Source organism: Ruegeria atlantica (assembly GCF_013033965.1).
GTDB classification, from domain to species: Bacteria; Pseudomonadota; Alphaproteobacteria; order Rhodobacterales; family Rhodobacteraceae; genus Ruegeria; species Ruegeria atlantica_D.
In genome coordinates, this window is sequence record NZ_WQFE01000009.1 from 165,622 (window position 1) to 189,362 (window position 23,741).

At 57.8% G+C, this 23,741-nt stretch carries 20 protein-coding genes; 12 read left to right on the forward strand and 8 right to left on the reverse strand.

The features are described 5' to 3' along the window. The first annotated feature begins 56 nt into the window (after nucleotides 1–56). The 9 genes from GOW16_RS16305 to GOW16_RS16345 all read left to right on the forward strand — a co-directional run bounded on the left by GOW16_RS16305 (nucleotide 57) and on the right by GOW16_RS16345 (nucleotide 8,230). Nucleotides 57–743, forward strand: coding sequence for a haloacid dehalogenase type II (locus GOW16_RS16305; RefSeq protein ID WP_170416908.1), 687 nt, complete (start codon nucleotides 57–59; stop codon nucleotides 741–743). Next, on the forward strand, nucleotides 743–1,570 hold the full coding sequence (locus GOW16_RS16310; RefSeq protein ID WP_170416910.1) for an alpha/beta fold hydrolase: 828 nt from the start codon (nucleotides 743–745) through the stop codon (nucleotides 1,568–1,570). Before GOW16_RS16305 ends, GOW16_RS16310 begins: the two co-directional genes overlap by 1 nt. Further along, on the forward strand, nucleotides 1,567–2,541 hold the full coding sequence (locus GOW16_RS16315) for a threonine ammonia-lyase (RefSeq protein ID WP_170416912.1): 975 nt from the start codon (nucleotides 1,567–1,569) through the stop codon (nucleotides 2,539–2,541). The genes GOW16_RS16310 and GOW16_RS16315 overlap by 4 nt, the downstream gene beginning before the upstream one ends. Nucleotides 2,542–2,600: 59 nt before the next feature. Beyond that, nucleotides 2,601–3,389: a 3-oxoadipate enol-lactonase gene (gene pcaD, locus GOW16_RS16320; protein WP_170416915.1), complete on the forward strand. Its 789-nt coding sequence runs from the start codon at nucleotides 2,601–2,603 to the stop codon at nucleotides 3,387–3,389. A 12-nt stretch (nucleotides 3,390–3,401) separates the two neighbouring features. Further along, nucleotides 3,402–4,130 (forward strand): alpha/beta fold hydrolase, encoded by a 729-nt coding sequence (locus GOW16_RS16325; protein WP_170416917.1) that lies wholly within the window; start codon nucleotides 3,402–3,404, stop codon nucleotides 4,128–4,130. 67 nt (nucleotides 4,131–4,197) lie between these two features. Then, nucleotides 4,198–5,397: a TCR/Tet family MFS transporter gene (locus GOW16_RS16330; protein WP_170416919.1), complete on the forward strand. Its 1,200-nt coding sequence runs from the start codon at nucleotides 4,198–4,200 to the stop codon at nucleotides 5,395–5,397. Between the two features lie 81 nt (nucleotides 5,398–5,478). Then, nucleotides 5,479–6,573 (forward strand): Zn-dependent alcohol dehydrogenase, encoded by a 1,095-nt coding sequence (locus GOW16_RS16335; protein WP_170416921.1) that lies wholly within the window; start codon nucleotides 5,479–5,481, stop codon nucleotides 6,571–6,573. 24 nt (nucleotides 6,574–6,597) lie between these two features. Continuing rightward, entirely contained in the window at nucleotides 6,598–7,830 is a 1,233-nt protein-coding gene (locus GOW16_RS16340) for a mandelate racemase/muconate lactonizing enzyme family protein (RefSeq protein WP_170416923.1), read from the forward strand. A gap of 109 nt (nucleotides 7,831–7,939) precedes the next feature. After that, nucleotides 7,940–8,230 (forward strand): ArsR/SmtB family transcription factor, encoded by a 291-nt coding sequence (locus GOW16_RS16345; protein ID WP_170417010.1) that lies wholly within the window; start codon nucleotides 7,940–7,942, stop codon nucleotides 8,228–8,230. A 3-nt stretch (nucleotides 8,231–8,233) separates the two neighbouring features. Here GOW16_RS16345 and GOW16_RS16350 read toward each other — a convergent pair whose 3' ends face one another. Then, nucleotides 8,234–11,230, reverse strand: coding sequence for an ABC transporter transmembrane domain-containing protein (locus GOW16_RS16350; RefSeq protein ID WP_170417012.1), 2,997 nt, complete (start codon nucleotides 11,228–11,230; stop codon nucleotides 8,234–8,236). Nucleotides 11,231–11,474: 244 nt separating this feature from the next. Between GOW16_RS16350 and GOW16_RS16355 the strand changes: the two genes are divergently transcribed. Beyond that, the gene (locus tag GOW16_RS16355; protein ID WP_438826273.1) at nucleotides 11,475–11,834 is read left to right on the forward strand and encodes a DUF3307 domain-containing protein; all 360 of its coding nucleotides are present in this window, start codon (nucleotides 11,475–11,477) and stop codon (nucleotides 11,832–11,834) included. Nucleotides 11,835–11,846: 12 nt separating this feature from the next. Here GOW16_RS16355 and GOW16_RS16360 read toward each other — a convergent pair whose 3' ends face one another. From GOW16_RS16360 to GOW16_RS16390, 7 genes are all read right to left on the reverse strand, one after another. Then, on the reverse strand, nucleotides 11,847–12,578 hold the full coding sequence (locus GOW16_RS16360; RefSeq protein WP_170416927.1) for a hypothetical protein: 732 nt from the start codon (nucleotides 12,576–12,578) through the stop codon (nucleotides 11,847–11,849). Nucleotides 12,579–12,634: 56 nt separating this feature from the next. Beyond that, nucleotides 12,635–13,939 (reverse strand): NAD(P)/FAD-dependent oxidoreductase, encoded by a 1,305-nt coding sequence (locus GOW16_RS16365; protein WP_170416928.1) that lies wholly within the window; start codon nucleotides 13,937–13,939, stop codon nucleotides 12,635–12,637. After that, nucleotides 13,936–14,610 (reverse strand): TetR/AcrR family transcriptional regulator, encoded by a 675-nt coding sequence (locus GOW16_RS16370; RefSeq protein WP_170416931.1) that lies wholly within the window; start codon nucleotides 14,608–14,610, stop codon nucleotides 13,936–13,938. The genes GOW16_RS16365 and GOW16_RS16370 overlap by 4 nt, the downstream gene beginning before the upstream one ends. Beyond that, a complete protein-coding gene (locus GOW16_RS16375; protein WP_170416934.1) occupies nucleotides 14,611–16,161 on the reverse strand; it encodes a trimethylamine methyltransferase family protein in 1,551 nt (516 codons plus the stop codon). A 2-nt stretch (nucleotides 16,162–16,163) separates the two neighbouring features. Further along, nucleotides 16,164–18,566: a GcvT family protein gene (locus GOW16_RS16380; RefSeq protein WP_170416936.1), complete on the reverse strand. Its 2,403-nt coding sequence runs from the start codon at nucleotides 18,564–18,566 to the stop codon at nucleotides 16,164–16,166. A gap of 111 nt (nucleotides 18,567–18,677) precedes the next feature. Continuing rightward, complete coding sequence (locus GOW16_RS16385) at nucleotides 18,678–19,307, reverse strand: glutathione S-transferase family protein (protein ID WP_170416938.1); 630 nt, start codon at nucleotides 19,305–19,307, stop codon at nucleotides 18,678–18,680. A 17-nt stretch (nucleotides 19,308–19,324) separates the two neighbouring features. After that, on the reverse strand, nucleotides 19,325–19,822 hold the full coding sequence (locus GOW16_RS16390) for a class I SAM-dependent methyltransferase (RefSeq protein ID WP_170416940.1): 498 nt from the start codon (nucleotides 19,820–19,822) through the stop codon (nucleotides 19,325–19,327). Nucleotides 19,823–20,055: 233 nt separating this feature from the next. On the opposite strand from GOW16_RS16390, the gene GOW16_RS16395 reads away from it, so the two are divergent. Then, the gene (locus GOW16_RS16395; RefSeq protein ID WP_170416942.1) at nucleotides 20,056–21,828 is read left to right on the forward strand and encodes an ABC transporter ATP-binding protein; all 1,773 of its coding nucleotides are present in this window, start codon (nucleotides 20,056–20,058) and stop codon (nucleotides 21,826–21,828) included. Further along, entirely contained in the window at nucleotides 21,821–23,731 is a 1,911-nt protein-coding gene (locus GOW16_RS16400) for an ABC transporter substrate-binding protein (protein ID WP_170416943.1), read from the forward strand. The genes GOW16_RS16395 and GOW16_RS16400 overlap by 8 nt, the downstream gene beginning before the upstream one ends. Nucleotides 23,732–23,741: the final 10 nt, after the last annotated feature.

Here is a 23,741-nt window from a genome sequence, read left to right on the forward strand (position 1 = left end):
CTTTCATGCTTACAATTGTTGTGCAAACGTGCCCCGAACGATCAGGAGGGGACCGGATGCCAATTACAACCTGCGTTTTTGATGCCTACGGTACGTTGTTCGATGTGGCCGCTGCTGCACGACAGGCGGCTGGTGAGCCGGGTTTTGAGAGACTTCAACAAAAATGGCCGGAACTGGCCAATCACTGGCGTCTGAAACAGCTGCAATACACATGGCTTCGTGCGGTCACGGACGCCCACGCGGATTTCTGGGACGTTACGCAGGATGGGCTCGACTGGGCACTTGAGGCGACAGGGCTGGACGGGGACGCAGCGCTGCGGCAACGGTTGCTGGATCTGTACTGGGAATTGCAGGCCTATCCCGAAGTTCCCGAAATGCTGCGCGCGCTGAAGGCTGGCGGCTTGCAAACGGCGATCCTGTCGAACGGTTCGCCACCGATGTTGGATGGCGCGGTGCAATCCGCCGGTATTGGCGACGTTCTGGACGATGTGCTGTCCGTGGAAAGTGTCGGCGTGTTCAAACCAGACTCGCGCGTCTATGACCTTGTGCAGGACCGGTTCCGCTGTGCCCGCGACGAAGTGTTGTTCGTCAGTTCAAATGGCTGGGACGCGGCCGGGGCCAGCGGATATGGCTTTGTCACCGCATGGGTCAATCGCGCTGGGGAACCAATGGACCGCTTGCCATGGAAGCCAGCCCAAGTACTGTCCGACCTCACGACAATTCCGCAACTGGCTGGACTTTAATGGCTTTTTTCACCACGTCTGACGAAAGACGAATTTACTTTGAGGACATAGGGTCTGGAACGCCCGTACTTTGCCTTGCCGGGCTAACCCGAAACTGCAGGGATTTTTTGTTCCTCGCCCCGCACCTGTCCGATATGCGGATGATTGCAATGGACTACCGCGGTCGTGGCCGTTCAGACTATGACCCAGATTATATGAACTACAACATTCCTCGGGAATCGCAGGACGTGATTGAGTTGCTGGACCATCTTGGTCTGGATCGCGTGAATGTCATCGGCACATCGCGCGGCGGGCTGATCGCCATGGTTCTGGCCGCCAGCCATCCCGAACGGTTGTTGAGTGTCGTTTTGAACGATGTTGGACCGGTGCTGGAACCGTCCGGCATTGCCAAGATCATGGGGTATGTCGGCAAACAGCCCGTTTCCAAAACCTACGATTTGGCAGCACGCGCGTTGCAGCATGTCATGGAGCCTCAGTTCCCCGGTGTGTCGCTCGCTCGTTGGCAGCAGCAGGCAGAAGTTCAGTTCAACGAAACGCGTGATGGCCTGACACTCTGCTACGACCCCGCGTTACGCACGGCGCTTCTGGAACAGGCTGCTGCAGGGCCAGCTCCGGATCTATGGCCGCTTTTTGAAGCGCTGCGGGACATTCCGACAGGCCTCATTCGCGGCAAGAATTCGGACGTTTTGGGCAAAGACACGCTGACTGAAATGCACAACCGCCACCCCGATCTTATGTCGGCGGAAATACCCGACCGTGGTCACCCCCCGTTTCTGGACGAGCCACAATCGATAGAACTCATTCGCAAGGTACTGGTCAACGCATGAGCAAAGTTGAAATGATCGAGGCCGCCGCCAAACGGCTGGAAGGACATGTTCGCGAGACACCAATTCTGACATCGCCGTTTCTGGACGAAATCGCAGGCCGCCGCGTGCTGGTAAAGCCCGAGTGCCTGCAGCACACCGGCAGCTTCAAGTTTCGCGGGGCTTGGTCCGCCATTTCAGCCCTCAGTGACACGGACCGGCAACGCGGTGTCATCGCCTATTCCTCGGGCAATCACGCGCAAGGCGTGGCCTATGCCGCGGCTCAGCACGGGATTTCGTCCGTCATCGTCATGCCCTCTGACGCGCCACAACTGAAGATCAGCAACACGCGCGCGCTGGGCGGGGAGGTTGTCCTTTACGACCGCGCGAACGAACGCCGCGAAGAGATTGGCGAGGCGCTGGCTTCCGAACGCGGCTTGACGCTGATCCGGCCTTACGACGAACCGCAGGTCATCGCAGGTCAGGGCACCATTGGGCTGGAACTGGCGCGGCAGACCGCCGAAATGGGCGTCGATCAAGCAGACGTTCTGGTGTGCTGCGGCGGTGGCGGTTTGACCTCGGGCATTGCGCTGGCACTGGAAAGTCACGCACCGGGGCTGCGTGCCCGTCCGTGCGAGCCCGAAGGGTTTGACGATGTCAAACGGTCTCTGGCGACAGGTCATATTCAAAGCAACAACGCTGCGGCGGGAAACATCTGCGACGCAATTCTGACACCGCAGCCGGGCCAGATCACCTTTCCGATCCTGAACCGGTTGTGCGGACCAGGCTTTTCGGTGTCCGAAGACGACGCGCTGCGCGCCATGGCGCAGGCGTTTTTGCGCCTCAAGATCGTGTTGGAACCGGGCGGGGCAGTATCGCTGGCCTCAGCCCTTTACCAGGCCGAGGAAATCGAGGGCGACACTGTGATCGTAGTGGCATCGGGCGGCAACGCCGACCCCGAAGTCTTTGGGCAAGCACTGGAATACCTGACCTGACAAGCTGTTTGGGCTGAGGCAACCTTACTATTGTGCGTATGACGCCAGGGGATTGAGTCGTGCAAATAGCGGACATTGGAAACGTGCAAATCCACTATCGGATCGATGGTGATCCAGACGGCGCGCCGATTGTGTTTGCCAATTCATTGGGAACCGACCTGCGGCTGTGGAACGATTTGCTGCCGCACCTGCCCACCGGGCTGCGCATCATCCGATTTGACATGCGCGGGCACGGTCTTTCGTCTCAACCGCCGGCACCTTATTCGATGGGTGCCCTGGTCCGGGATGTGGAAGGTCTGCTTGATTTTCTCGAGGTGCGCGATAGCGTGTTTGTCGGCCTTTCGATCGGCGGGCTGATCGGACAGGGGCTGGCCGTCAAACGGCTGGATCAGGTGCGCGCGCTGGTGCTGTCCAATACAGCGGCCAAAATCGGCATGCCTTCGATCTGGCAAGACCGTATGGACGACGTACGAAAAGGTGGGATCAAGGCCTTGGCCGATGCGACCATGGAACGCTGGTTTTCGAAGGCATTCCGCGCGTCGCCCGAGCACCTGCTTTGGCGCAACATGATGGTGCGCCAGCCCGTCGATGGCTATCTGGGTTGCTGCGCCGCCATCTCGGGCACGGATTTCTACACCCCGACCAGCGGCCTGCGCCTGCCAACCCTTGGCATCGCCGGCAGCGAGGACGGATCAACCCCACCCGATCTTGTGCGGGAAACCGTTGACCTGATCCCCGGCTCTCGGTTCGAACTGATGCGACGCGTTGGGCACTTGCCTTGTGTCGAACAACCGGCAGAATATGCAGCATTGCTAAAAAGTTTTCTGACTGAAATTGGACATGTGTGAAGGAGAATTGGTTTGGCCGATCTTCTGTTAGTCCATGGATCCTGCCACGGTGCCTGGTGTTGGCGCGAACTTATCCCGGCGTTGGAAACGCTGGGACATGAGGCGCGCGCCATTGACTTGCCCGGTCACGGCTCGGACCCGACACCGATCGCGAATGTAACGCTGGACAGCTGCCGCGACGCGGTTTTGCATGCGAGCTCACCCAATACGATCATTGTAGGTCATTCCTGGGGAGGATACCCGATCAGTGCCGCGGCAGAAACAGCACCGAAAGCCATGCGCGCGCTTGTTTATCTTGCCGCCTACGTCCCGCAGGATGGCCTTTCGATGGTAGAAATGCGCAGACGCTGGCCCCGGCAGACGATCGTTGATGCCATCGAAAAGTCAACCGACGGTCAGTCGTACATGTTTAAGCCGAACAAAGTGCACGATCTGTTCTATCATGACTGCCCATCCGAAACGGTGCCATACGCGTTTGCACGCCTGTGCCCTCAAGCCATCGCACCGCAGGACACCCCCCTGTCCCTGAGCGACAAATTCAGCCGGGTTCCCAAGGCCTATATTCGGACGACCAATGACCGGACAATTCCGACGGAATACCAGGAACAAATGAGCCATAACGCCCCCGAAGCTATGCGGCATACGATTGCCACGTCGCATTCCCCGTTTTTTGCGCAACCCCAAAAACTCGCTGATTTGTTGGACAAAATCGCAAAAGACCTGCCAGGATCACAAGTCTGAGCGCATCCCTTTCAACCCGTATCGTCTGCGGTTAAGGTCCGCCAAAATTATCATCCTCGCGGTACAAATGCGCCTTCCCTTCTTCTTCGTTCTTCTCACGGTCATGATCGACGCCATGGGCATCGGCCTTGTCCTGCCCATTATGCCGGAACTGATCGTCGAGGTTCAGGGCGGCACGTTGGCGACGGCTGCGATCTGGGGCGGAATCCTCAGCACAGCATTTGCTGCCATGCAGTTCGTGTTCGGGCCGGTTTTGGGAAACCTCTCGGATGCTTACGGTCGACGGACAGTTTTGCTGGTTTCGCTGTTCGTCATGTCTCTGGACTATGTTGTCATGGCGCTTGCGGGCGGCATCTGGCTATTGCTGGCCGGCCGCATCGTCGGAGGCATTACAGCGGCCACGCATGCCACGGCGGCAGCATTCATGGCGGATGTATCCAAACCTCATGAAAAGGCAGCCAATTTCGGCCTGTTGGGTGCGGCCTTTGGGGTGGGCTTTGTGTTTGGCCCAGTCCTGGGTGGGCTGCTGAGCGAATATGGCACGCGCGCGCCGTTTTGGGCTGCGGCTGGTTTGTCTGCCACAGCGTTCGCAATTGGCATGTTTGTCATGCCTGAAACGGTCACCGACAAGACCCGCCGGGCCTTCAGCCTGCGGCGGGCTAACCCGGTGAATTCTCTACGCGCAATTGCTGCGTTGCCCGGCATCCGTCCAATGCTGTGGGTTTATTTCCTGTACTCCATCTCAATCTATGTCTACCCGGCCATATGGGCGTATTTCACGACCGAACGGTTCGGCTGGTCACCGCAAATGATCGGCCTGTCACTGGGTATCTACGGGATCGGCATGGCGGCCGTTCAGGGCGGCTTGATCCGTCCTGCAACCAAGTATTTGGGTGAACGCGTCACTATCATCTGTGGCATGGGGTTCGAGCTTGTTAGCTTTTTGCTTCTGGCCTTTCTGACCAACGGAATCATTGCGCTGATGCTGATCCCGGTCACAGCAGTCGGAGCAGTTGTGACCCCTGCCCTACAGGCTTTGATGTCACGCGCGACGCCGGACTCGCAACAGGGCGAACTGCAGGGCGTACTGACCTCTCTGCACGCGTTGTCGATGGTCATTGCTCCGGTGCTCATAACCAGCGTTTTCGCACAGTTCATCAAACCCGACGCGGTGATCTACCTGCCTGGTGCACCATTCCTCCTGGCATTCGTTTTGATGGTGGTCGGTTTGGTCGTGTTTTCCCGCTCACGCAAGGTCATGGCATAACTACGACATCTCTTTGACGGAATCCGCCTTGCAGGGTCCGCTCAAGCGCGCCACCGTGGCGCAAAGGGAGCGAGAAACAGCATGCAAACAATCAAAGCCGCCGTTTGTCGGGCGTTCGGCGAACCTCTGGTCATCGAAGACGTCCAGATCGCATCGCCCAAACCGGACGAGGTCGAAGTGACTCTGGATGCGGTGGCGATCTGCCATTCGGACATCTCATATGCCAGTGGCGCATGGGGTGGGCACCTTCCGGCCGTCTATGGGCATGAGGCGGCAGGTGTTATCACGGCGGCCGGTGACTCGGCTGGTGGATTTCAGGTTGGGGATCCGGTTGTCGTCACCCTGATCCGGGCATGCGGCTCGTGCCCCTCATGCGCTGGGGGGAAACCAACTGTCTGCGAAACGCCATATGACACGGTCAAAGGACCATTGCGCACAGCAGACGGCGGGCCGTTGGAACAAGCAATGGCCTGCGGAGCATTTGCGGAAAAGGTTGTGGTCAGCCACCGGCAGATCGTCAAGATTCCACAGTCGATGCCTAAGGACGTTGCCAGTCTGCTGTCCTGCGGTGTGATTACGGGCGTAGGTGCCGCTGTTAACGCTGCAGGGCTGCGTCCTGGGCAGGATGTGGTGGTGATTGGTGCGGGCGGCGTCGGACTGAACGCGGTCCAGGGTGCACGCATAGCAGGTGCGCGCCGCATCGTGGCCGTGGACATGACCGAAGAGAAGCTGGCCATCGCCAAGGAATTTGGCGCAACCCACGGCGTCTTGGCCGATCAGAAAGCCCCCTGGAAGGCCGCTTACAAAGCGCTTGGGGGGCGCGGCGCGGACGCCGTGTTGATCACCGTCGGCGCACTCCCTGCCTATGATCAGGCCCCTCGTTACTTGGGTCCGGGTGGCAAGGCAGTCATGATCGGGATGCCCCATTCCGGGGATATGGCAAGTTATGAGCCGGTGGTGCTGGCCGCGCTGGGTCAGGGCCTGATCGGGTCGAAAATGGGTGATGTCGTCATTCAGCGGGATATTCCATGGATGATCGACCTTTATGAACAAGGGCGTCTGAAGCTGGACGAACTGATCTCGGGCCGGTGGTCCCTGTCGCAGATCAACGAAGCAATTGAGGACACCAAAACCGGGTCCGCCAAGCGCAACGTGATCGTTTTCGACAGGACCTAACCCGGCAAGGCAGGAGGACACCTGATGAAGCTGCAAGATCTCGATATCATCGTCACTGCGCCTCCCGCGCCCGGATGGGGCGGGCGGTATTGGATACTGGTCAAAGTCACGACCGATACCGGAATCACTGGCTGGGGCGAATGCTATGCATCCTCAGTTGGTCCCGAAGCAATGCGCCATGTCATACAGGACGTGTTCGAACGTCACATGCTGGGCGAAAACCCCGAAAACATCGAGCTGATGTTCCGCCGCGCCTATTCCAGCGGTTTCACGCAGCGCCCTGATCTGACGGTCATGGGTGCATTCTCTGGGCTGGAAATCGCTTGCTGGGACATCTTGGGTAAGGATCGCGATCGCCCGGTCCATGCCTTGCTTGGCGGGCTGGTGAACGAACGCATCCGGGCCTACACCTATCTGTACCCCCTGCCCCAACATAACCTGACCGATTTCTGGACCTCGCCGGAGCAAGCTGGCGAATGTGCTGCCGAAATGGTCCGACGCGGCTTCACAGCCGTCAAGTTCGACCCGGCCGGGCCTTATACGATACGCGGCGGGCACATGCCTGCAATGTCCGACATCTCGATGTCTGTGGCATTCTGCAAAGCGATCCGAGAAGCCGTAGGCGACAAAGCCGACCTTCTGTTCGGCACCCACGGGCAATTCAACACGGCAGGTGCAATCCGATTGGGTCAAGCGCTCGAACCCTATTCCCCGCTGTGGTTCGAAGAGCCGGCACCCCCCGACATGATCGAGGACATGGCCCGCGTCGCGCGAAACGTTCGCATCCCGGTCGCAACTGGCGAACGCATGACCACCAAGGCTGAATTCGCCGCCGTTTTGCGGGCCGGAGCGGCGGAAATCCTGCAACCCGCGCTGGGCCGTGCCGGCGGCATTTGGGAGATGAAGAAAGTGGCCGCCATCGCCGAAGTCTTCAGCGCTCAGATGGCCCCACATTTGTATGCCGGTCCGGTCGAATGGGCCGCCAATATCCACCTTGCCGCATCCATCCCTAACCTGTTGCTGCTTGAGACCATTGAAACTCCGTTCCACGATCAACTCATCAACAGCTCACTGCGGGCCGAGGAGGGATTTGTCTTGGCCCCCACTGCACCCGGCCTTGGCATTGAGGTCAACGAAGACCTAGCCCGGGCACATCCGTTCAAGGGCGACGGCCTGCATCTACAGATGCAGGAAGAGCCCTGCGATTACGTGAATGGAAACGCCTTTCAGGGCGGTGCCCCTGCAACCGAGGGGTGACAAAACAATGGGAATTGAGGCACATTGACCCAACTACAAGGTGTTTGACGGGCCAGGCGTGACACTTAAAGACGACAAGTCCCAGAAATCCAAAGCTGCGCTAACTGACATGCAGGAAAGCGCGGCCCGGGCCTCTGCGTTTCTGAAAACGCTCGCGCATGAGGGCCGATTGATGATCCTGTGCCATCTGGCCGACGGTGAAAAATCCGTGGGTGAGTTGGAGGCGTTGCTAGATATTCGTCAGGCCGCGGTCAGCCAAATGCTGGCGCGCCTGCGCGCTGAAAACATTGTCGCAACGCGCAGGGATGGCAAATCCATCTATTACTCGCTGTACGATGACGGCGCGGCGAAGGTGATCGCAGTGCTCTACGAAATGTTTTGCAGCCCCGACAACGAATAGCCTCTAGTTCGACACGTAGCCCGCGATTACCTGCAACAGCTTGAACGCCGTTGCAGCGTCGTTTTCAACCACGGCCAGGAATTCTTCTTCGCCGATCCGCAGGCAAGACAGCTCTGTCTCGGCGATCATGCTAAGAGCCCGAGGTTCCTTGCGGATCAGCCCCAACTCTCCGACCAACGCTCCGGGCCCGACCTTGACAATCAACTGATCTGCCCCATCAAGCTGCGGCAGATACAACCCGGCTTCTCCTTCCAGCACCACATAAGCGCCATCCGTTGGCTGATCGTCTTTGAGGAAAACAATCTCTCCTGCTTTGGCATCGAACCAGCGCGCACCAAAGGCCAACAGGCGCAACTGTCGGCGATCCAGCCCGGAAAACAGCGGCGTCTGTTCGAGCGCCCGCAGCTTGCGCGCAAGGTCAGCCGAGGCGGCACTGTCTTCTTCCACGTCCACCGGTCCTTCGTCAGAGACGACCCGACCTTGCCTGATTTCGACATACATGTCGAACACATCAGGGCTGTCGAACTGATCGTTCAGATAGATCACCGTGGTATCCGGCAAGAGCGCACGCAGGTTTTTGTAAACCGCCACTTTTGAGGCCATGTCATAGCTGGCCAACGCATCCTCAAGAATCAGAATGTCCGGTTTCTTGATCGTTGCGCGTGTGAAAGACAGGGGTTCGGCAAAGACCGCGGGCAGGTTTTGCCCACCGAGCGCCACCGGGACGTCATAGATCAGTTCGACCACCAGCGGGCGCGCACCGTTTTCATTCAGGACATCCACGATCAGTTTGCGCGCCTCATCCGAACGGGCACCACCGATCTGACTGACTTTTCCGAACAAAGCGTTTTCCAGAACCGTCAAGCCGGGCGCAAACTTCGATTTGTCCAATGGCACAAACACGTCCAGCAACCGTTCCAGCAGCTTTTCCGAGTGGCTATGCCGCAGCTCAAGTATTCGGTCTTTGAGGTCATCGGTGAACGCCGGACCAATCTGTTCCGCCGAAATCACGAACGGAACGGCCAACAAATTCGCAAGCTGTTCATCATCCAACCCCGAAACGCCTTCGTTCCGGGTTTTCTCGACCAGCTCCACCGCGGACTCATAGGTCTGCGCCTCCAACCCCAGTTTGCGGAACAGGGGATGATCGGTGCCGTCCAGGCCGAAAATCTGGCGCAGCATCTCGATCACATCGCGCGTCAGGCTGACCAGAGTTTCGTCCAGACCAAATTCACGTAGCTGTCCCAGAAACACGGTCTGTTGCGCCAAAAGTTCCTGTGTGACCGGCACTTTGGGCGTGGCAAACAGCAAGTTTTCCGCAACCGGCAATGCCGGATTATAGCTGTCGCGATCAAAGATCAAAGCCTGCTGATCCAGCCCCGAGTTTTTCACCGCGTCCTGAACCAAGGGACGCAATTCGACCAGTTTGTCGGCCAATTCGGGGTGTTCTGTGGCATCAAAAACCTGTTCGGCCCCGCGCAAGAACAACGCTGCGCCAGAGCCCATCCCATCAATCAGCTTCAGCCACCAGTCGCGCACCTCTTCAGCATTTTCCAATCCCGCAATGGTCGGGTCCAGCCAATTTGCCTTGAATGGGTCAGCGCTATTTCCGGCCCGCAGGGTCTCATCATGTCCGGGGTCGCTCGTTTCCGTTGTCTGTGGCTTGAACCGCATCGGCATCATGACGTTGTCGCCCAGCGTGCCCTGGAACATCACCGGTCGGGACGACGCGTACCCAATGCGCGCCGCCACGACGCTTTGGTGCAGCTCGGACAGATTGACGTCACCTATCCGAACCCGGCCTGAGCTGGGCAAGATTTCCCGCGTCAGCAACTCGGCGACAGCGCGGCGGTCCTCTTCGCTGGGGGCGGCAATTCCAATGATTTTTCCACTGGAAAATGTCAGATCCAGATCATCCAGAATCTGATTGCCGTCCATATCGCGGACCGAGACATGATCCAGCACAATGTCGCCGTTCAGCCTTGGATTGGCGTCGGGTTCGCCTTCGAACAGTTTTTCGTTGTGCATTCCAGCTGGTGCAAACCGTTCGGTCACCACGTCCCACCGCAGCGACATGTCCTGTGTCTGGTTGTAGTAGGTCAACAGTTCCTTCCACGGCGAGCTGAGGTCCTTGTACGCGGCCAAGGCCGCAACCAGAGCCCCCAAAGACACCGACCCCTGCAAAACCAGAAGACCGCCAACCAGATAAAACAGGAACGGCGTAAGCTGCGAAATGAAGTTGTTTATGAATTTCATAAAGAACTTCTTCTGGTAGATCTCGAACCGGATGCCAAACAAGCGCCCCAGCTGATCGGAAACCATTGCGCGACGATACCGCCACCCACCGTTGGCACGCAATGTGGACGCACCCGCCGCGTTCTCGCCGATCTGGGCGGCAAGCACCCGCACTTCTTGAATTCGTTTTTTGTTTAGAAGGTTGATCTGGCGTTGCAGCTTCGGGATCAGCCAGGCTTGCAATGGGATTAGCGCAATTGCCGCCAACCCGAACCAGAAGCTTTGCAAAAACAGAAAGGACAGGATGGTGATCATCTGACCCGCCTGCAAAACCGGTTGGCTAATCGCATCCCCCATAAGCCCACCCATCGGTTCGCTTTCGGCGGTGACCATCGACACCAGCTCGCCTTGGCTGACACGCTCAAAATAGGGTTGAGGGAAACGCAACGCGCGACTGATCAGCACATACCGGAACCGGCGCAGCATACGCTCGCTCAGCACGCCCTTCATCGTGTTGATGCGCATTTTCATCAGGCCATGCGCCAGCACCGCCACAAGGAACCCGATACACAGAACGATCAGAAATGTTGTCTGCGGCAGGCTATAGCCCCACACATCCACAACTGGACTGGCGGCACCGATTGCATCGTTGATGATGCGTTTGGGCAGTTCAAGCGTCAGATAGAGCAGTGGAAACAAGGTCGACGTCACGGCCAGCAGAATCAACTGGTCGCGCTTCGAGTACTTCCAAATAAACTGGAAAATTGAACGTTCTATGGAACCTGCCCCTACTACGGATCACGGATACGATCTTGACCAAAGTGCCGTAAATCCAACACTCTGAATTTACCTTAGTCCAGCAAAAAGAGGCAAATAGTTTCCAATTTGATCAGTTAACTGCCGAGTGTGAACAAGTTCATTTGCGCAACCACAAATTAGTGCCTAGAGTCTGCTTTGGGACGATATTGGGAGGAGTCATTTGACTGCCAGTTTAGGCGCAGTGCTATTGATGCTCTGCTTATTGCAGATCAAACATATGTTTGCGGACTTTTTTCTACAGACTCCGAAAATGTTGGCAGGGCGAGGTGAGTATTTTCACCTGGGCCGTGCGCAGCATGCCGGTGTGCATGTCGTCGGATCAGTGATTGTCTTTTTGCTATTTGGCGCGCCGTGGTCGTTCATTTTGATCATTGCTGCGCTGGAATGGATTGTTCATTTCAATATTGATTTCGCCAAGGCCAGCTATTCGGACAAAAAGCAACTGATGCCGACGCAAGCCGCGTTTTGGCGTGCTGCCGGTCTGGATCAGTGCCTGCACAACCTGACCTACATTGCCATGGTCTGGGCCTGGGTTGCGTTCGCGACCTGATCGGCAATTGACTCAGGCGACGTTTTCCAAGGTTTTAGGGCAATACGCGTCCAGCCACATACGATCCAGACGGTCGATATTAGTGAGGTCGAACCGGTCTTCCTCCTTCCAGTAACGACCCGATGGAACAATGTAGTTCAATCTAGCCTCGGCCTTTAGCGCCGCTTGCATACCCTTTGTCGAAGGTAGCCTGGCAGATTTGAGATTGTCAGACGTCACTGAGGGAAATACCAGCCGGCTTTTGCCCCGCGACAGCCGCACCACGTGGCAGTTTTGTGTGGCCCCAAACAGCGCCAACCGGGCGGATTTCGCCTCAAGCGACCGCAACGTGACATCCGCGCGCAAAGGGTCGGCGGCGCCCTTGCCATAAAAATGAGTCTGGCCGCAATTCGGGTAAATCATGTCACAGCCGAAAAAGGCTAGTACGGCCGGTTGAAGCGAGGCCAAAGCCCAGTACCCGGCTGTAAACGCCATGGTGCCGCCAGCATAAACAAAGCCACCAAATTTGTTTTGAAGCGGAACGTATTCATCCGCTTCGACGATGCGTTGGCCGCAGGAAAGATTGTCCGGGCGGTTGCCTACGGGAAAATCCTCGGGGTGGATAAGGACATCCCAGTCGGCACGGACGCGCCAGGCGTTGTTAATGGCAACGATGTGGGTAAAAGGCTCACGCGGCCAATCCCGCGCCGTCAGAGCGGCCGGAGCACTTCCAAGTATCAGAACGCGATGCGTCGGCTCGGCCATCCTGGGTCCTACATTTTTTCGGTTCTCAGGAAGGATAGAGCGATTTTTTTCTTAAACTACCCCAATACCGAAAAACTGCTTTCTTCGTTTATCGGACGCTTGCGCGAGTAGAACCCGACATCAATGTTCCGCCCGATGTAGGGAAGCTTGTACTGCAGCGGTTGCGCATCGTGATCCGCGCCGCCCTCGCAATACTCTATCAACGCCGTCATCATTTTACCCGCGATCGGAGCATTCTTGTACTGGTTCCCGCTGGTCCCGCAGGCCATGTAGAACCCCGGCAGGCTGGATTTGTCATAGATCGGGATCCAGTCGGTCGATGCGTCGTACAGATCCACAACGCCGCGTGTCTTGGATGGAATGCCAAGGCTGGGCACACGCTGCGCATATCGCATGGCCTGCGTTGTCCACTGGTCAGTGAAGTCATGGTTATAGTGCACATCATCCTCGCACCACTGATGCGGATCACATTCGGGATCTTCCGAGCCGACCAGAATGTGATTGCCATGTTCGGGGCGACAGTAGCAGGCGATATCGCTGTCCGAGACAATCGTGCCGTCATTTTCAAAATCGAACCCTTCGGGCGCGGGCACGTGCACCACTTCCTGCCGCAGGGGGCGGGTCTCGATGGTCATGTCATCCAGAACATCGGCCATCTTGTTGATGATTGCTGAACCGGGGCCTGCGACGTTTACAACAACCTTCGCGTGGATTTCCTCACCCGACGCCAGTTTCACTCCCGAAACACGCCCTTCGGAAGACAGTATTTCGACAACCTCGGCCCCGGTGCGAACCTCGGCACCGTGCTGTTTGGCGGCATCCATCAGGTTTTGCGCTGACAAGGCAGGATCAGTGACGTATCCGGCCTGCGGCCAGAAGACACCGCCCTGCATCTTGCGCCCGTTGGGCTGTCCGAACTCCGGGTCATCCATACGGCGCGCTGGCGCAAAACTGTCTTGCGAGTAGATTGGCAGGCGCTCACTGACTTTATCGGCTGACCAATCTTCAAACGGGCAATCCAGATCGGTGCTGTTCTTCATATGCTTTTCCAGCATACCGTTCGCGTCGGTCTTCATCACCAGACAGCCGGTTTCGCGGAATTGCGCCAGATTGGCACCTTCGGGCAAGCCAAGGTAGTCGGCCCAATCGCGCCAATAGTGGTACCCTTCCCACGCGAAGGCGGTTCCGTCGAAGGTCGAATAATGCATGCGGATAATGGCACATGACCCGGCGGTTGATCCGTGGCCAACCTGACTGTTTCGGTCCAGCGACAGGGTTTTCCAGCCCGCCTTGGCCATTTCAAAGGCAATGGCCGCGCCGATCACACCTGTTCCGATGATGATTGCGTCAGGTTGACTCATGAGGCTTCTCCCTTCCAATAGCGCATTGAGTAGGCGCTGAATTCTTCGACTTCCTCGGGCTTGGGCTCAACCCCGGTGAAGACGTAAAGGTAATGCGGAACCATTGCGATCCGCGTGGGCATTGGCTCGTTCAATTGGGCCAGATCATAACCGATCTGCATGTAGTACAGCACGCGGGCGCGCGTTTCGGCCTCGACCTCGGAATAGCCATAGCGCGCAAACATGTCGTGTAGGGCCGCCAACCGGCGTGCATCCGACTGATCCAGCGCACGGCGCACTTTTCCTGACTTACGAGCCCAGTCGCGCACAGCAAAATCCAGCGCGGTATCAAACAATTCGGTGTTCACCACACAGCGATGCACATTGCAGACCGCCGCGGTGATAGTATTTGCCGGAGCCTCGGCCTGCGCGACCAAAGCAGCTGTGTTTGTCGCCTGCCACCGCGCCATCAACGCGTCCAAAAGCTCCTGCCGGGATTTGAAGTACCAATAGAAGGACGACCGCGACACGGCCATCCGTTCAGCCAGGTTCATGACCTTGATCTGATCCACACCGTCCGAGATCAAAACATCCATAGCCACGTTCAGCCAATCGTCACGCGTGACTTTGATGTTGCCAACCAATGGTTCGGCTTCGGGGTCATCCCGATGCAGGATGGGTTTGGTACTCATCTAACTCTCCGGCGGGGCGCCGCCTTCAGAGGTACGGCGCGCAATAAACTCGTGCAAGGCACCCATTCGGTCGCTGTCACCTGGAGGAGGCTTAAAGTCGTTCAGAATACCCTTCCAAACCGCGGTCGCACGATGATTGGCATCCACCGATCCGCGTTCCGTCCAGGTTCCGAAATTGGCGTAGTCGTGCAAATGCGGTTCGTAGAATTCGGTGTTGTACCGCGCCATAGTCTGGGATGAAGCAAAAAAGTGTCCGCTGGGTTCAACCTCGCTGAGGGCGGTGTCGAAACCGATCTCGGCCGTGCCTGCCTGCGTCCCCGCGCACAGCTCGGCGACCATGTTCAAAACCTCGGCGTCGCAGATCATCTTCTCGAAAGAAACGGTCAAGCCGCCCTCCAACCAACCGGCCGAGTGAATAATCACCGTCGCCCCTGCCATCAGACAACCCCAAAGCCCGAACTGGTTTTCATTGGCTGCCTGCACATCGTTTGTATTCGACGCCGACCCTGCGGCGGACCGCCAAGGTAGGCACAGATGCCGTGCCAACTGGCCTGCGGCCAGCGAGGCCTGGAAGTGTGACGGCGTACCAAATGCAGGTGCGCCCGATTTCATGTCCACATTGCTGGTGAACGTGCCGTAGCAAACCGGCGCGCCCGGCTTGGTCAACTGAGTCAGCGTCAGCGCCGCCAAGGCCTCGGCATGCGACAGCGTAATCGCTCCGGCCACGGTGATCGGGGCCATCGCGCCCATCAAAGTGAACGGCGTGATGATCGCCATCTGACCATTGCGTGCGAAATCAATCAGCCCCTGAGCCATCGGGATATCCAACGTGCGCGGGCTGTTCGTGTTGATGATCGTGTAGCAATGCGCGCCCGCCTGAAACTCTTCATCGGACAGACCCCGCGCGGTCGACAGCATCTCAAAACAATCCATCACCTGCGGCGTCCCGCGTGAGAAGAAGAACGGGAACTTGTCGGTCAGTTCCATTTGCGCCTGCGTCGTGAAGTAATGGCGCAGGTTCGTTGGCACATCCTGCGGCTCGACCTGAGGCGAAATCATCTGGAACACATCGAAGTGATGCGTGAGCTTTAGGAACTCCAGATAGTCTTGACCAGTCGCGGGGCGGCGCCCACGTTCCAGATCCGTTGCGTTCGGAGCCCCTGCCCCAGGCTGGAACACCAATGATCCGAGTTCAAGCGTGAAATCCCGATGCCGCGCGCCGGCACGGCAAGAAATCGCTTTGGGAGCAGAGGCAACTGCTGCCTCGACAATATCGCGCCCGATGAAAACCATTTCGGTGTCTTCATCCACATGCGCGCCCGCCTTCGCAAAGATGCGCCGCGCTTCGGGCAGCAGGCATTTGATCCCAAGCTCCTGCAGGGTACGTAGCGCGGTTTCATGCATCTCGGCGATCTGATCCGCCGGAAAAACCTCCATCACAGGAAAAGGGTTTTTTAGCTGGCGGTAGTTCACGTCCCGACTGGGCGCAGGCGCAGTTTCGGCACCTCGTCCGCGCCGCCGCCTTCCTCGTTCGGATGTTTGCCCGATCATGATCAGCCCCGCATCGCCTTGCCTTGCGGGTCGTATGGCGATGGGGCGACAACGCGCGCCGGGCGTTCAACGCCTACCACATGCACAGATAGTCCTGTTCCAGGTTCGGCCTTATCGCGATTGACCAGCGCCATCGCCAGCGACTTGCCTGTGTAGTGGCCATACCCGCCTGATGTCACAAATCCGACGCGTTCTTCTCCTGCCCAAACAGGTTCATATCCGCTGGCATCCGCGTCGACGGCATCCACCTCCAGTGTCACCTGAATTTGAGCGGGTCCGTTGCCATCGCGTTCTGCGACCGCGGCATCCTTGCCAATAAAGTCCTTGTCCCAATCGATCCAGCGATCCATGCCGGTCATGCCCGGAGTGTAGAGCTGCGTGAACTCTGCCGACCAGATGCCAAAACTCTTTTCCAACCGCGTCGACAACATGGCGTTGAAGCCGCATTCGCGAATGCCCTCGTCCGCTCCTGCCTCAAGCAGAATGCGGCGTAGTTTGATGTGGTCTCCGTAGCGGCAGTTGATCTCGTACCCTTTCTCGCCTGTCACGGACATCCGAGCGACGCGCGCGCGGACAAGTCCAATATCAAAATCGCCGCAGCCCATGAATTTCAGGCTCGATATGTCCTGTTCGGCCAGTTTTTCGATCACGGCCTGAGATTTAGGACCAACGACAGCAAACCCGCAGTATTCCTCACCCAGATCACGTACATTGACACCGTCGATCATGTGATCGTCGAACCAGCGCATGTGCCATGCCCGCAGGTAATAGCTGCCCATGATCCACCATGTGCCATCGCCCCAGTTGAGCACCGTGAGGTCCCCTTTGAGCCGCCCGTTCTCACCCAGCATCGGCGCCAGCTTCGCCCGACCGGGCGCGGGCAGTTTTGAGGCCATGACTTTGTCCAGCCAAATCTCAGCATTCGAGCCACTGACCTCGAACCGCGAAAAACCTGAGATATCCAACAGGCCCACGCCTTCGCGGATCACCCTGCATTCCTCAGCCACGATGTCATGCGCGTTCGAGCGTTTGAGCGTCGGCGTTTCCTCGAACCCTTTCGGTGCGAAATAGAGCGGCACCTCCAGATCCCAGCTGACGCCCCATTTGCACCCGGCCTCGGTCATCGCGTCATGCGCTGGGGCCATCTTTAGCGGCCGCCCCGCGGGCAGTTGCTCGTTCGGGTAGGTCATTACAAAGCGGCGGGAATAAAACTGGCCCGTGGTTTCACGGATATACCGTTTGTTCTGCGCAAAATCACCAAAGCGCGCCACGTCCATTGGCCAGGCATCCGCCTCGGGCTCGCCATGGATCATCCATTCAGCCAGCGTTTTGCCGACGCCTCCGCCCTGCAGAAAGCCTGCCATAACCGCGCAGGCCGACCAATAGCCGCGCTTGCCCGGTACCGGGCCGACCAGCGGGTTACCGTCGGGCGCAAAGGTGAAGGCACCGTTTACCCATGTCTTGATACCCACATTCTGGATTGACGGATAACGTTCAAAGCCCAGTGTCAGCTCGTTCTCGATCCTGTCGAGCTGCTCCTGAAACAGTTCCTCACCGTAGTTCCACGGTGCGCCGTCCATGGCCCAGTGTTCGTGATCGACCTCATAGATACCGACCAGAACGCCTTTCTGATCCTGCCGCATATAGGTGAACCCTTCGAGGTCTACGGTCATAGGCATCTCGAATTCGGCTTCAGCGACCTCGGGAACTGTATCGGTGATCAGGTAGTGGTGTTTCAGAGGAGACACCGGCAGCTCCACCCCGGCCATGCGCCCTACTTGCTTGGCCCAAAGGCCGGCGGCATTAACCACGTGTTCGCAAGTGATCGTGCCCCTATCGGTAACAACCTGCCAGCCATCGTCGATCTGGATCAGCTCCTCGACCTTGGTTTCTTCGTAGTACTCCGCGCCACGCTTTTTCGCGGCTGTCGCATAGGCCTGAACCGTGCCGGTGGTGTCGATATACCCCTCACGGTCCGCCCACATGGCACCCAGCACGCCGTCGGTGGACATGATCGGGCACCGCCTTTGCGCCTCTTCCGGAGATAACAATTCGCAGTCATCAATGCCGATAGACTGAAAGATGCGGTAGTTCGCCTGAAGCCACTCCCACCGTTCCGGCGTGCCCGCCAGTGTCAGACCACCGGTCATATGCAGACCGATGTTCTGGCCGGATTCCTTTTCAATCTCGCTGAGCAGATCGATCGTATAGGCCTGCAGGGATGCCATGTTCGGATCGGCGTTCAGCGCGTGAATGCCACCCGCAGCATGCCAGGATGAACCCGAAGCCAACCGCCGTCGTTCCAGCATGACCACATCCGACCAGCCAAACTTGGCCAGATGATACAGAACCGAGGCACCCACGACGCCGCCCCCGATGACCACAACGCGATACTGAGATTTCATCCTGCGCTCCCCTGCATGACTCGGGGAGAACGCTAGAGGCACTGTTCACTTCTGTCTAGACATTTCTGTACAGTTCTACCCGCACCAAGAAACGGTTACGGGCGACAGTTCTTAAAGTTGCGCGCTGGGGCGTGATGCGACCTTGTCAAACCATGCCAAGGTGGCCGTGTTCTCTTGCGGAATCTGCTTCTTGATCACGCGCGCAAAATCTACAAACACAAAGGTGGAGATGTCAGCCAAGGTGAATTCCGAACCTGCAACAAATGTGCTTTCGACCAGACGCTGTTCAAGCAACGAAAAGAAATGGGAAACCCGCGCTGATCCACGTTGCGCCAATTCGGGGATCTGCGCATAGTTCACCGGACCCGGAATCGCCCGGTCGGCAAAAGCTGGGTGCGTGTTACGCAATGCCTCGGCAATAGGCATGCCGCCCTGCTGTTCAACAATACTGTTCCACATCAGAACCTGCCCCTTTTCATCAGGGGTGCGCCCCATCAGTGGTGGTTCGGGAAACCGCGCCTCAAGATACGCAGCGATCCCCAGGTTCTCGGTCAACGCGATCCCCTCGTCGGTCACCAACACAGGAATGGTCGCATTCGGGTTTACGGCGCGAAAGTCGTCGCCGAGTTGCTCCCCCTTGCCGATCGAAACTTCTCGGGTTTCGATTTCCAAGCCCTTTTCCCCAATGAACATGCGCGCCCGGCGTGGGTTGGGGGCCGTGGAACAATCATAGAAAAGCATCGAGGTTCCCTTCCAGGTCAGCGGCGGTAGATGAAACAGCGCCCCTCGACGGCCCCGTCAGGAAGGGGAACCTCGGTCAGGGTATCGAAATACATCCGGTCGCTGGATACCATCAAACCGCCCTCGGCCAGCAGAGGTTCTATCAACGGTGAGACAAATCTGGCGAAGTCGTCGTTCTTTTTGCGGTTATGCCCGCCCAGATCCGCGTGGATCAGGCTGGCCGTGGCCCCGAACCGATCCAGCGAGGCTGGCAAAGTTTCCCTGACGTCCCCCAAAATCACCCGATCGTCAGGCGGCGTGGAATCTGGATGCGACGCCACGGCGCGCTCGAACACATACACAGGGCGATCAGAGATATACTGAACCATGTGATGATAGGTACGCCCATTGCCCAACCCCAGTTCGAACACCGGCCCAGGCATGCCTTTGGTTTGAGCAATGGCAAAATCCAGACAGGCTCTTTGGGACACCATGCGGTCGATGAACAGATCCAGGCGGCTTTGGTTGTCTGGCACGGGGAAATCTCTCCTTGATATCAGTCAGCACATGATTTGGGGCCGACACCGCATGTGATGACAAATCCTCAAGGATTTGTGTAGGTAAATTGGTCTAAGTTTCACATTTTCGCGACAATTCGGCCCAAGAACGGGTTTGACTACACAGGCCCAACCGCGCGAGACTGCGTCAAAAAACACAGGGAGTTGAAAACACCGATGTCGAACCACGGACGAACGGGTGGAAAACCCGCATGACTGCGTTGTTGTCCGTCAGAGACCTCAGCATCGGCTTTGGTGCGGGCGACCCAGTTGTCAAGGAAGTCAACTTTGATGTCGAAGCCGGGCAGACACTAGCTCTGGTCGGGGAATCCGGGTCAGGCAAAACCATCTCGTGCCGGGCGGCATTGCGCATTCTGCCGCGGGCCGCGCAGATCCGAAGCGGTACGATTACTCTGAATGATTCAAAGGGTTTCGAAGAACTGACCAAAATCAGCGAACGCCAGATGCGCGACATTCGCGGCAATCGTGTTTCGATGATTTTTCAGGAACCGATGCGTTCACTTTCCCCGCTGCACAAGATCGGCAATCAGGTCAGCGAGGTATTGTGGCTGCATCGCGGCGCGTCCGAGGCACAGGCCCGCAAAGAGGTCCTGACTCAATTCGAACGCGTCGGCTTTCCCGACCCGCAGCGCGCATATGATTCTTACCCGTTCGAATTGTCCGGCGGCATGCGTCAGCGCGCCATGATTGCGATGGCCATGGTGTCCAAACCTGAATTGCTGATCGCAGATGAGCCGACAACCGCGTTGGACGTGACGACACAAGCTCAGGTACTTGGGCTGATCAAGGAATTGCAACGCGAGACGGGCATGGCCCTGATCCTTGTGACGCACGACCTTGGGGTTGTTGCGAACATGGCGGAACAGGTCGTTGTTATGCACAAGGGCCGCGTGATGGAGGCCGGGGCGGCCGCTCCGATCCTGAGCGCACCGGCGCACCCCTATACGCAACAACTGTTCAACGCCGCACCTGCGATCCCCGACGAGGAATCGGTGGGCCTGCCGATGCCGGACGAAGACCTCATTCTTCAAATGAAAGGGGTCTCCAAAACCTATACAATGAGGTCCAGCAAAGGCTGGAAAGACGACAAGCTGATCCACGCCTGCCGTGGCGTAGACCTGAATCTGGCCCGCGGCAAAACGCTGGCAATCGTTGGTGAAAGTGGCTCGGGCAAAACGACGGCTGCGCGGATCGCCCTTGGCGCTGAACTGCCCGATCCGGGTGGCGAGGTTCTGTTTCGCACCGCGCCGAACGAAGACCCGATCACCGTACATCATATGACCCGCGCGCAACGCACAGCGTTTCAGCGCAAGGCACAGATGGTGTTTCAGGACCCCTACAGCTCGCTTAGTCCTCGGATGCGCATTCAGGACGCGCTGACCGAACCGTTGGAAATTCACTCAATCGGTTCGACCTCGGAACAGAGGGACAAAGCGGTCGAGATGCTGCAACGGGTGGGACTGAACGGGGATATGCTGAAACGATATCCCCACGCCTTTTCCGGCGGACAGCGGCAACGCCTGTCGATTGCACGCGCAATGATGCTGGATCCGCAATTGATTGTCTGTGACGAGCCGACCTCGGCCCTGGATGTATCGGTCCAGGAACAGATCCTGACCTTGCTGGAAAACCTGCAGGACAGATTGAACCTGTCTTACCTGTTTATCTCTCACGATCTTGCAGTCGTGGCGCGCATTGCCGACGAAGTCGCTGTGATGCGCCGAGGGCTTGTCGTCGAACAGGCCCCGCCCGAGACGTTGTTTTACAACCCCCGACATCCCTACACCAAGGCGCTGATTGCCGCCCAACCCGAACCCGACATCAACCGGCCCATCGACCTGAAACTGGTTGCGTTGGGCGCAGGTTCACCAGACAGTTGGGATGACACCTTCCGATTTACGGACTCCGTGGTACCTTCGTTGGTAGAGATGGAGCCCGGCCATAAGGTACGATGCCATGTTTAAAACCACTCGCCCGCTCATTCTGGCAGCCACATTGGCCGCCACCTGGATCCTGCCCGCCACGGCAGGGACACCAACCCCTCAGGAAAGCGAATTCTGGAAGGACGAGGTCAGCGCCGGGAACCTACCGCCGGTCGCTGAACGCCTGCCAGCCGAACCCCTGGTAGTTGATCTGACCGCCAAAGGCCGTGAGTTCGGAACCCCCGGTGGCACGCTTCGCACCATGGTGACCCGGTCAAAAGACATCCGCCAGATGGTTGTATACGGCTATGCGCGATTGGTTGGGTTCAACGAAAACTACGAAATCGTACCCGATCTGCTGGATTCCTATGAAAATGAAGGCAACCGGAAATTCACCCTGCACCTGCGGGATGGGCACAAGTGGTCTGACGGATCGCCGTTCACCTCGGAAGACTTCCGGTATTGGTGGGAAGACGTTGCCAACAACGAATTGCTCAGCCCGTCAGGCCCACCTGATTTCCTGATTGTCGAGGGCAAAACGCCAACCGTGACCTTCCCCGACGAGACAACCGTTATCTTTGAGTGGGAAGACCCCAACCCTGACTTTCTGCAGTCGCTTGCGCAAGCACGCCCGCCGTTCATCTACCGGCCGTCCGAATTCCTCAAACAGTATCACGAGAAATTCGCAGACGCCGAAGATTTGGCATTTCAGGTGGAAGACGCGCGGGTCAAAAGCTGGGCCGCGCTGCACAACAAGCTGGATAACCTTTACAAGTTCGACAACCACGAATTGCCGACGTTGCAGCCTTGGTTGAATGCAAGTTCGGGCAAGAAGATCCGCCACAACTTTGTGCGTAACCCGTATTATCACCGCATCGATTCCAATGGTGTCCAGTTGCCCTATATCGACATCGTCGAGATGGAGATCGTAGCGCCCGGGCTGGTCGCCGCCAAAGCGAATGCTGGCGAAACTGACCTGCAGGGGCGCGGTCTGGCGTTCCGCGATGCATCCATCCTGAAAAAGGGCGAAGCAGGCGGAAATTACAAAACGCTGCTGTGGAAGACAGGTGTCGCATCGCAAATCGCGATCTATCCGAACCTGAACTTTTCGGATGAGGTCTGGCGCGAGGTTCTACGCGATGTTCGTGTTCGGCGGGCGCTATCGCTGGCCATTGACCGTAAAACCATCAATCAGGCGCTCTATTTCAAATTGGCCCATCCCGGTGCGATGTCCGTTTTGCCCGCGTCGCCATTTTATGACGAGGAAAACGCGCAGGCTTGGGCCCAATATGACGTTGAGATGGCCAACGCCCTTCTGGACGAAGCAGGCCTGACCGAACGCGACAAAAATGGAATACGCCTGCTACCCGATGGCCGCCCGATGGAGTTGATCATCGAAACCGCCGGAGAGCGGCAAGAGGTTGAAAACGCGCTTCAGATCGTCACGGATACATGGCGCGAGATCGGCGTGGATCTTGTAATGCGCCCCTTGGACCGGGACATTCTGCGCAACCGTGTGTTTGCAGGCAATACAATGGCCTCTGTATGGTTCGGCTGGGATGACGGTATCCCGCAAGCCCACACCTCGCCTGCGTATCTGGCGCCAACGGATCAGGTGTTTCTGGCCTGGCCCAAGTGGGGGCAGTTTTACCAGACCGGCGGTGACGTTGGAGAAGCCCCTGACATGCCAGAGGCTGAGCGTCTGATGCAACTGGCCCATGATTGGGAGGTTGCCACCACTGTCGAAGAACGCGCGGCCATCTGGTCAGAAATGCTGAACATCCACGCAGATCAGCTTTACGCGATCGGAATTCTGAACGGCGCACCTCAACCAATCGTCGTGTCCAACCGGCTACGCAATGTCCCCGAGCAGGGCATGTGGGCATGGGAGCCCGGCGCACATTTTGGCATTCATCGCCCCGACGAATTCTTTTTCGCCGACTGATCAGGAGCAG